Below are 10,462 nucleotides of genomic sequence, written 5' to 3' on the forward strand. Positions count from 1 at the left end.
ATATAACACCTCCTAGAAGTCACTCTACAAGCATGATATGTAGGTAAGTGCCCATATGTGAGTATAGATAGCAGGAATTTTTTGAGTGATAAAGAAGTACAAATATAAGGGGTGATAAAATGAAGTACGAATATGATGATAGCGTACATTTACATCTTGATTATTTCGGAACAGAATGTGATATGGAATCGATTGCTTATAAGAGGAAGAATGAAGACGTATGGGATGTGTATTTTAATTTTAGAGTATACGGTATTCAGAAAGAGGATGTAGAGTTAGGAAGGTTTATGGACGAACATGCTGGTCATTACGTTTTTTCTGTACATGCTCGTGATTTAAGCTGGGAATTTGGAAGTGCTCAGTTTGAGGAGTGGGTTTTGAAGAACCATATCGTCGAAAAAGCGCTACAAAAATAGGAAGGAATTTCGTGATTGGATTTCTCATTTTAGTATTCATTTTTGTAGTCGGTTTTTACATCATGCAACTGCTCATTTATCAATTTACACAGAAAAATATTCATAAGTATAAAAAATGAAATGGGTTCATATGTGGCTACATATGCATATGGAAAAGGGTCCGAGACTAGATTTTTTTGATTTTGTATTTATAGTAATCGTATGTATTATATGGAGAATGTGGATAGTTTCTCTTTTATAGTAGATGTTTCAACACGTTCTTAAAGGCATCATGATCTGTCCTCTTAGTTTGTAAGGAATAAGCAATAGAAATCAAAATACGAAGCAAAACCTGCAAGTTTGATCAGGTTTTGCTTCGTATTTTAATTTGCATAATAAATAGATTATATCTCCTAAAATAACGGTAAATTTTAACTTTTTTAAAGGTGGAATCCTTTTGTAATATAGTTTGTATATGCAGTATTTTTGTACTTTTGAGAATCTATTTTGTTGTAAAAAGTACGAAAAAATGTTATTTTTTAAGGGGTATTTAAGGTTATATATATATAATAAAAATAGATATAAAGATCATAAGTATAATGTTTTTTACTGATGCGGGGTGAAATAGAGAGAAGAAAACAAGAAGAGAAAAGAGGGAAATAAGTTGAGTTTGGATTTTGTAGTTCAGCAACAAAGAAGAAATGAATTTCGTTATAATTTTTCTGTTCAGCAAGAAAGAAAGAGCCCATTACTTTCTTTCATTATTAGCGGAATATGGACTGTTTTTTTAGAAACGTTGTTTGTTATTACATTAGGCTATTTCGAATTAGAGAAGACGAAGTTATTTTTTAATGAAGGAATCACGTTAAGTATAATTACTATAATTTTATGGAGCATACTATTTTTTATTGATTATTTGAATAAAGGGATAATCAATAAACTTAGACCAGCTATAAGAGTTCATATTTTATTGCTGCCAATAGCTCATTTAATAGTTTTTATTTATATATTAATACAAGAATATATGAATTTTTTGCTTGTGAATAACTGGATTTATTTGCAGTATACACAGTGCCTATTCAGCGTTTTACTCATTTATATGGTGTATATTTTAGTTTACAATTCGATTGGGAAAATTTTACTAAGTGTAATGTTAACTAGTTGTTCTTTTATTATTTTAGGGATTGTTAATTACTTCAAGAGTATGTTCAGAGGAGAGCCGCTATATCCATCTGACTTTACACAAATAGGGCATATGCAGTCAGTTATACCAATGGTTATGGATTATTTTAGTTTGAAAAATATATTAATAGGAATCATTAGTATAGTTGTATTTGCATTTGTTGTTTTTACTATTCGAAAGCATATTAAATCTATAAAAATCCATATCGGTATGCGAATTGTTTTAATATGTACATCTCTGTTTATGGTATATGCGTTTAGTAATTACCCTAATACATTTGTGAATAAGTTATTTGTAAAGGGTGGGGTATATTTCCCTTTATGGAATCAAAATATGAACTATGGTCAAAATGGCTTGGTTTTAGGATTTTTAAGTAACTTAGATACGACAGTTATTCAGGAACCAGAAAAATATTCAAAGGAAAATATGCTTCAAATTGCGAATGACATAAAGAAACAATATGGTGTTAATGTGAGTGAACAAAAAAAAGCTGAGAAACCGAATATTATATTTCTGATGAGCGAGGCTTTTTGGGACCCTACAAAACTAACGAATCTTTCATTTAGCGAAGATCCAGTCCCGAATCTACATCATTATATTGAGAATTTTCCAGGTGGACAAACAATAGCTCCTACATTTGGGGGGAATACAGCGAATACCGAATTTGAAGCGCTAACGAGTTATTCAATGAGTTTGTTAATGCCCGGTTCTATACCTTATCAACAAGCTGTTACAGGTCAGAAAGAAATCCCATCTATTGCAAGTGAATTGAAAAAACAAGGATACTATGCAAGTGCAATTCATGCTTTTGATCGCTCATTTTACAAACGAGATACTGTATATAATGTATTTGGATTTGATAACTTTAATGCAGAAGATACGATGAAGCATAAAGAATTAGCTGGGGACAATGTTAGTGATTTGTCTATGAGTAAAGAAATAATAGATGAATTGAATAAGAGAAAACAGCCTACATTTATTCATGCAGTAACGATGCAAAATCATTTTCCGTATAATCCGGGACGATTTGAAGAAAATCAAATAGAAGTTAATGGATTAACAGAAGATGCATCGAAGGCAGAATTAGAAATATATACGGAAGGTGTAAGGCGCTCCGATGAAGCTTTAAAATATTTAATAGACCAGCTTAATGAATTAGAAAGACCTACTTTATTAGTCTTTTTTGGAGATCATTTACCAGTACTAGGGACAAATAAGGCTATTTATAAAGAGGCTGGATATATAGAGAATGAAGAAACTGTAAGTGAAAGATTATCAATGGCAGAAACACCATTGTTAATGTATGCAAATTTTGATATACCAAATGACAACTTAGGTTTAGTAAGTCCAATGTATTTCTCAAATCTTGTTTTTGATTACGCAGGATTAAATAAATCACCATTTTATCAATTTTTATCGGGATTATATAAAGAAATCCCAGTGCTTAGAGATGAATTAAAAGTTGATAAAAATGGCGAAGAGATTAAAGACTTAACAAAGAAACAAAAAGAAATGTTAGAGCAATATAAAATGATTCAATATGATTTACTTGCTGGAAAGCAGTATAGTAAAGATATACTCTTTAAATAGGGGAAACAAAAAAGGACTTGTATAGGATACAAGTCCTTTTTTCATAGTATTTAACGGGGTAACCAGACAAGCTGGGTTTAGGGAGTATTACTTGTACATTTAGTATAAACAAAAATGTAATCGTTTTATTGATTGATTTGTGAGAAATGTGTGAATTTCATTTGTAAAAACTTCATTCACTTCAACAAATAACCTATAGGGCATATACTTTCACTTTCTTTGAAAAATAAATTATATTAACGGAAAAATAAGTTGTAATGATATTCGATGGGATAAATTAAAAAAGGAGATGAGAAGATAACAAAATGTATCATTCGTATCGTAGTTATTCTTACTTACGAATGGGCCGGTTTAATTGGATAAACAAAAAAGATAGTTAATAAAAAAGAATTTGCTGTAAGGAAACTATGAATTTAAAAATTTTATAAGTTCTGCATTTAATTCATCTGCTTGGTCGATTGGAGAGCCGTGACCACTATTTGTAAGAGCATGTAGTTGAGCATTTTTAATCCGTTTTTGCGTGAGTTCAGCACTTTTGTATGGGATCAGTTGGTCGTGAACGCCGTGGAATATTTTTGTTGGAACGTTAATTTTACTTAAGTCTTTCGTTACGTCTTCGTTTGCAGCTGCTTGCAAAATTTTGATGAGAGCATAGGAAGCGGACTGCATACCGAGATAAGAAAACCATTCAAGGGTTGCAGCTCCTAAGTTTCTATTGAAAAATGATAAAGATACATCACTTAAAAATTTTGGTAAATTTACATACATTTGATGAATGAGGGTATCTGCTTGTTCTTTTGGTACACCGTAAGGGGACTCTTGATTTTTCACGAAAGAAGGAGAGACGGCATCAATTAATGCGAGCTTAGAAATACGACGCCCATTGTAGCGAGACATATAGCGAATAGAAAGAGCACCGCCGACTGAAAAACCGACTAACGTAGCATTTTCTACTTGGAGTGCTTCCAGAACAATTGCAATATCATCAGCTAATCGGTCATACGTGTAACCAGTCCATGGCTTATCAGATTGCCCATTTCCGCGTATATCCATGGCGATGCAGCGAAAGCCGTGCTCCGGTAAAACATTGAGTTGATATTGATACATTTGATGATTTAAAGGCCAGCCATGGACGAAAAAAACAGTTTTACTACCGGGACCGGGATTAACGTCTTGCACAAAAATATGAACATCTTTCTCGACCGTAACAAACATGAAGTATCCCCCTTATATGTGTTAGTATGCTCTATCCCAAATTAACGAATGAACGCCGAGCTTTGGCTTCCAGTGGAATTTTACGAATCGCGACTTTCCATTTTTATTAACGAAACGAAATGTATGAACGCCAAATCCTTGCATCATTCGAAAACTTCTTGGAATTGTACGGTCGGACATAATCCACATCATCATTGCAGCTGATTCTTGATTATTGGCGATGAAGTCCCAAAAAGTATCATGTGCTGTTTGGCCCTGTGGAATTTCATTATGTGGCTCTGGTTTAAGGGCGTGAATAAGATCAGGAAATTTAATACCATCTTGAATGAAGAAAATTGGTATGTTATTTCCTACTAAGTCGAAATTCCCTTCTTCTGTATAAAATTTAACAGCGAATCCTCTAACATCTCGATTCGTTTCATTGGCTCCTTTTGATCCCGCTATTTCAGAAAAACGAACGAAAAGTGGTGTTGTTTTTGAAGGGTTTTGTAGAAAGTGTGCCATTGTTAGCTCTTCTAAAGATTCATATAACTCAAAAATGCCGTGTGCTCCGAATCCTCGTGCATGAACGACTCTTTCAGGAATTCGTTCACGATCAAAATGAGAAAGTTTTTCTCGCATAAGAAAATCTTCCAGAAGGGTAGGGCCACGATCACTGGCAGTTAAAGAGTTTTCATCATTTGAAATTTTAACACCTGTATTTGTTGTCATCTCCTTTCCTTCATTTTCGCGTGTAAAGGATTGGAGCTGTGCTGTCTTTTTATTTTTTTGCCGTCCATATAAAACACCTCCAATAATATACGTATTATTGATTGTAGTTTTTATGCTTGCATATAGTCTGAAGATATTACACTGTTGGTATGATTTTCCTCAAATGTTCGATTTATCTTTGTTTGTCTATGAAAATCATTTATTATAATAAATGGTATTCTTCGAGATATTATTTTGAAGGGGTGTTAAAGTGAAAGAAAGTTTTCTATCATATAAAGAAGAAGAAAGGAATGCAAAAATTTTCTTATGGGTGCTATTTGTTACTGTTACTGCATATCAAATTTTCTATGCAATCGTATTAGAAAATAAATCACTAACGGATAAGGGACATAACATACTATGGCAAGTTATTTGTGGAACAGCAATACTCGGCGTGAATATATATTTAATAAAAAAAGAGAAAGCAAACCTTGTTAAATATACATGTTTATTTGCATACATAGGGATAGAAATGGCGAATATACTTTCGTATATTCTTTATAATAAGGCGGTATTTGATGGGGTAAATATAATAGAAATTATTCTCATTTTCTTTGTACCTATATTTTTAAATAAAAAGTATTTTGTGTTTTTACTTGCTACGATTATAGGGAAATATGTGATTTATTTATTTGTATTAGAGGAAGTAAAAGCGTTTATGTTTCTTATTATGTATACACTTTTATTAATAGCTGCATACATCATTTTAAATCGATTTTTACAATATCTTTCAGCTGTAAAGGAAAGTATTAAGATTGCTAGTGAATCACAAAAATTAGCAGTGATCGGAAAAATGGCAGCGACAGTCGGGCATGAAATTAAAAATCCACTTGCTTCGTTAAAAGGATTTACACAATTACAGCGAGAGAAGCATGAAGATGATCCTATTTATAAACGAATGATCTTTGAAATAGAAAATATGAATAATATGATAAGCGAGTTAATGGAAGTTGCTACATGTAAACCTTCTATTTATGAGAAACATGATGTAGGAAAAATTGTATTACAAGCAGTAAAAACTCTTCGCGAAAAAATGAATGAATTAAATGTTCAACTTATTTCTAATGTGGAAGAAAAAACAGTGGAAGTTGAATGTGATGAACGAAAAATAAGAGGGGTTTTTTTATATGTCATAAATAATGCTCTGGAGGCAATGGAGCAAGGTGGCATTTTAGATTTGCGATTAGAAAATAAAGGGAAAGATTATGTGATGATAAGTATAATCGATAGTGGTTACGGTATTAAGAAGGAAAATTTAGCCCGTGTGACAGAGGCTTTTTATACAACGAAACAAGATAAAATTGGTCTAGGACTTACGGTAGCGGATCGAATTGTTGCCGAGCATCTTGGTGAATTATGCATTGTAAGTGAAAGAGATATTGGAACAAGAATAGACATCATTCTTCCAATGAAGTTTGGAAATTATGAAATCCAAGTGAAAGAAAAGCTAGGAGTTACCATATGAATAAAGGCTATATATTTAAAAATGAAGAAATAAAGGCACTTAAAGTATTTTTAAGCTTATTTTTTATTATATTTTTTGTATATGATCTTGCCTATGAATTTATCGTACCTTTAATAGGGGGAGAACAAGAAGGAGTAGGAAAATTCGAAGATGGTTTAGGTTTATGGCTCTATTTTTGGATGGTGATATTGTTTTGCATCGGCATATATTTTATGAAATGGAAGAATCCATTTGCGGTAAAGTATATCATTTTAATTGGCTATAATATATTAGATTTTATCCATAATATTATGATTTATTCTGGTAGTGATGCTGAGTTTGATGGTGGAAATATAGTAGAAGGATTTTTCATTTTATTTGCACCAATCTTCGTGAGTAAAAAATATTTTTGGTTAGTTATAGGGATAATTGTTGGAAGGTACGCTCTTATTGGAATCATTATTCAATCTTCTCTCGTTTTAATCCCAATGGCATTATGTAGCGTATTCTCCATTATATGTTGGATTATATTTTTGAGATTCCAGTCTTACATTCGTACGATTGAGATGATGGATAAAGAAATAAAACAAACAGAAAAGCTAGCAACTGTTGGAAAAATGGCAACAGTTATTGGCTATAAGATTAGAAGACCTTTAGCAACTTTAAAAAAACTTGTGAATAAACAAGCGAACAAGCATCCCGAGGATAAGATTTATAGCGATATTATGAAGCAAGAGGTAGAACGAATTCATACAATTACTACAGAACTTAGTGGGTTTGAGAAATCTAAATCGCTAGAATCAGAAACTCATAACATACAAGAAATTATCGCTTATGTTATTCGGGTTATGGGTAAGCCTGCTTTAGAACAAGGGGTGCACATACAAGGTATTTACAGTAAAGACATACCGTCAATTACATGCGACGAAAAACGATTAAAACAAGTATTTTTTAATTTAATCAAAAATGGGATTGAAGCAATGTCAGTTGGTGGAACGATTACGATTAAAGTTACCGTAGAAGATGGAATCGTCGTTCAGGTGAAAGATGAGGGGTGCGGCATTCCAAAAGATAAAATTCCAAAGTTAAATGAAGCTTTTTACACAACGAAAGAAACGGGCACAGGTTTAGGGTTAGTAGTTACAGAAAAAATTATTAAAGACCACAACGGTAAAATGAGCTTTGAAAGTGAAGTTGGAGTTGGAACGACGGTAAAGGTAATGTTGCCGATGTAATGATAAAATATTCGAAAAAGGGAGATTACTTACTTGAGAGCGATCTCCTTTTTTATTCTGTAAAAAATCAATTGGTGTGTGTACCCATCTTCACTAATTAAAGCGTCCTTTTATAACCACCATTTCTCCTGCGGAATTAAAGTAATATCCAAACGAAAGTTCTCTTTAAACCAATCATATATCAATGTCTCTTTCACTAAATATTCAGAGGCAGAGTGCGACACACCGATGAGTGACATATTCGTTGTTTTTACGTAATCCATAATGAGCGAGTATTTATGTCTACCGTAATCATTGTCGATATGGCAATGGATTTCTCCTGCAATATATGCTTCAGCACCTTTTTCTTCTGCTTCGTTCATTAAAGATACGACATCGCCACATCCAGCGATAATTGCAATTTTTTTAATGGAATCGTGTTGTTTACCTTCGAAGTCTGTGTAAGGAATGTGGAAGAGTTTTTTTAGACGTTTTTGGAGTGCTTCTGTTGATGTTTCATCTATTTCACAAATGAGACCGACTGGCTCGCTTTCTGGACCACCGTAAGCAAATCCGTCAATTACACTGGCTTGGAGTGCTTTTGCGATTGAAATGCTTGTTCCATACGTTTGATGAAAATCCATTGGTCCGTGACATGTATATATAGAAAGTTGTTTTTCTTTTATCGCCTGCAAATATTTTTCTGGAATGGGAATAAAACCACGGCCTGATTTTCCAAGCGGATCACCGCACTCCATTACAAGTGGATGATGCATAAAGAGTAAATCACCGGGTGTCGATTGTGAAATGAAGGCTTCAAGAACGTCATCTGTAGGGAATACAGCTAAAAATACTTTGTTTACATTTTCAGCCCCTCGTATCATAAGACCGTTAAATAGCTCTACAAAAGTTGCTTCAAAAAATTGTTGCCATGGAAATTGGATAGAATCATATACAGCAGGGATAAAGCGACTAAAGGCAATGTCTTTACCGTATTTTTCGATTTGGAATATATGATTGAGTGATTGTTCTATTTCTTTTAAAGCTGGCATGTTGTGTTATCCTCCTTAAACTAATTCTTACTCTATTAGTTATTTTTATTGTTCATGGCAAAATAAGAAGCGGATAGGAAACAAATAAAACCTAGAATCCAACCAATAGAAGGAGAATAGGGAAGTATATGTTGTAATATCATTCCGCTAGAAATAAAAAAGCTACCTAATAGGCCTAATAAAATAGGATATCGCTTTAGTTGAGACATCAGTGATAGAACCTCCTTTATCACATACATTGTATATTAGTCTTAATTTTCTGTATACAAAGTTTTAGAAAAATAGTGGTACAATATATGAATGATATGAGAAGAGAGGATGAACATTAACAGATGTACGTTACTGTAACAGAAGCAGCATATAAAAAAATTATGGATACGATTCCAAATGAAGCGAAATATATAAAATTATTTTACGATAATGAAGGTTGCGGTTGTGTTATGAGCGGAATCATTGATTTAGTAGCTGTAGCTGAAAAAGATGAGCGTGATGTAGATATTGAATCAAGTACACTTAGCTTTATCGCCGATCGTACAAAGCTTGTATTTATGGATGATAAGTTAACGGTTGATTGGCATGAAGGTGGAGGAACTCTTCAGTTGAAAAGCCCGAGCCAGTTTTATAATCCAAATATGAAGTTACATGTTCGAGTATAATAAAGAAAAGACGGTTCCAATATGTTTTTGGAATCGTCTTTTTTATTGCATAAGGTGTTATTATTGCCGTTTTTTGTTGATAAGTCGATATACTTAAAAAATCGCCGATATAATTTCATGTGTCAAAGTAAAGCTCTTGATACAATAAAAAGATTTTTTCACATAATGAAATGTACACATGATTGAATTTTCTGTATAATTTTCTTTGCGGAGGGGATACGCATGAGAAGATGGGGAATTGAGTTATTAATTTTAAGTGTCGTTATGATTTGGGGTATTAACTATACCATTGCAAAATATGGGCTTGTAGAATTTACAGCAATTGAGTTTACTGCTATTCGGATGATGGCGGCGGCACCGTTACTGTTATTGCTTACATTCTTTATTGAAAAGTCGCTTTATGTGGAGCGAAAAGATATACCAAGATTAATCGTTGTTAGTTTTGTAGGTATTGTACTATATCAAACGTTATTTATGGAAACTGTTAAATATACATCCGCTACAAATGCCTCTTTACTCATTTCTATTTCACCTATTTTTACAACTTTATTTGCGGTTTTTTTGAAACAAGAAAAGTTTTCTTCTCGGAAGTTAATTGGTTCTATGATTGCCTTTGTGGGTGCAGCATTAGTTTTAGTAGCGGGGCATTCACTCGCTAGTTCTTTTTACGGGAATGGAATTGGAATGATTACATCAATATGCTGGGGGCTTTATCCTGTTTTAGCAGGGCCATTAATTAAAAAATATTCAGCACTACGTGTTACTGCATGGTCGGCATTAGTTGGAGCAATTCCGCTTTTATTATTAAGTGGTCCACATGTATTTGTCATGCCGTTTCACATTACAAAAGGGATGACACTATTTGCTTTACTATATTCTATTTTCTTTGTAACAGTATTTGGTTTAGTAATGTGGTATATCGGTGTTCAAAAAATTGGGGCATCCCATACGATGGTATATATG

At 33.0% G+C, this 10,462-nt stretch carries 8 protein-coding genes and 2 pseudogenes; 7 read left to right on the forward strand and 3 right to left on the reverse strand.

Annotated features, from left to right (window positions below; genetic code table 11):
• Positions 1-119 precede the first annotated feature (119 nt).
• The 3 genes and pseudogenes from JDS92_RS28090 (at position 120) to JDS92_RS28100 (ending at position 3,168) form a co-directional block, all read left to right on the forward strand.
• Positions 120-416 carry a DUF3986 family protein gene (locus tag JDS92_RS28090; protein ID WP_087970517.1) on the forward strand — a complete coding sequence of 99 codons (297 nt, stop codon included), beginning with the start codon at positions 120-122 and terminating at the stop codon, positions 414-416.
• A gap of 11 nt (positions 417-427) precedes the next feature.
• Positions 428-657: pseudogene (locus JDS92_RS31470) on the forward strand (hypothetical protein).
• Positions 658-1,059: 402 nt separating this feature from the next.
• Entirely contained in the window at positions 1,060-3,168 is a 2,109-nt protein-coding gene (locus JDS92_RS28100) for an LTA synthase family protein (protein WP_199632907.1), read from the forward strand.
• Between the two features lie 405 nt (positions 3,169-3,573).
• Here the strand turns inward: JDS92_RS28100 and JDS92_RS28105 are convergent, their stop codons facing one another.
• Both JDS92_RS28105 and JDS92_RS28110 read right to left on the reverse strand, forming a co-directional pair.
• Entirely contained in the window at positions 3,574-4,383 is an 810-nt protein-coding gene (locus JDS92_RS28105) for an alpha/beta fold hydrolase (RefSeq protein WP_000498281.1), read from the reverse strand.
• Positions 4,384-4,410: 27 nt separating this feature from the next.
• Positions 4,411-5,178, reverse strand: a pseudogene (locus JDS92_RS28110) (catalase); the annotation flags it as partial.
• A gap of 166 nt (positions 5,179-5,344) precedes the next feature.
• On the opposite strand from JDS92_RS28110, the gene JDS92_RS28115 reads away from it, so the two are divergent.
• On the forward strand, positions 5,345-6,598 hold the full coding sequence (locus JDS92_RS28115) for an ATP-binding protein (RefSeq protein WP_199632908.1): 1,254 nt from the start codon (positions 5,345-5,347) through the stop codon (positions 6,596-6,598).
• Positions 6,595-7,812 carry an ATP-binding protein gene (locus JDS92_RS28120; protein ID WP_001032640.1) on the forward strand — a complete coding sequence of 406 codons (1,218 nt, stop codon included), beginning with the start codon at positions 6,595-6,597 and terminating at the stop codon, positions 7,810-7,812. Before JDS92_RS28115 ends, JDS92_RS28120 begins: the two co-directional genes overlap by 4 nt.
• 110 nt (positions 7,813-7,922) lie before the next feature.
• Here the strand turns inward: JDS92_RS28120 and JDS92_RS28125 are convergent, their stop codons facing one another.
• Positions 7,923-8,843, reverse strand: coding sequence for a Nif3-like dinuclear metal center hexameric protein (locus JDS92_RS28125; RefSeq protein WP_001111097.1), 921 nt, complete (start codon positions 8,841-8,843; stop codon positions 7,923-7,925).
• 332 nt (positions 8,844-9,175) lie between these two features.
• Here JDS92_RS28125 and JDS92_RS28130 point away from each other — a divergent pair, with 332 nt between their 5' ends.
• Both JDS92_RS28130 and JDS92_RS28135 read left to right on the forward strand, forming a co-directional pair.
• Positions 9,176-9,499 (forward strand): iron-sulfur cluster biosynthesis family protein, encoded by a 324-nt coding sequence (locus JDS92_RS28130; protein ID WP_000289564.1) that lies wholly within the window; start codon positions 9,176-9,178, stop codon positions 9,497-9,499.
• A 222-nt stretch (positions 9,500-9,721) separates the two neighbouring features.
• The coding region (locus tag JDS92_RS28135; protein WP_199632909.1) for a DMT family transporter at positions 9,722-10,462 on the forward strand (741 nt) is incomplete at its 3' end.

Origin of the sequence: Bacillus cereus group sp. N12, assembly GCF_016483575.1 — a bacterium.
Lineage (GTDB): Bacteria > Bacillota > Bacilli > Bacillales > Bacillaceae_G > Bacillus_A > Bacillus_A toyonensis.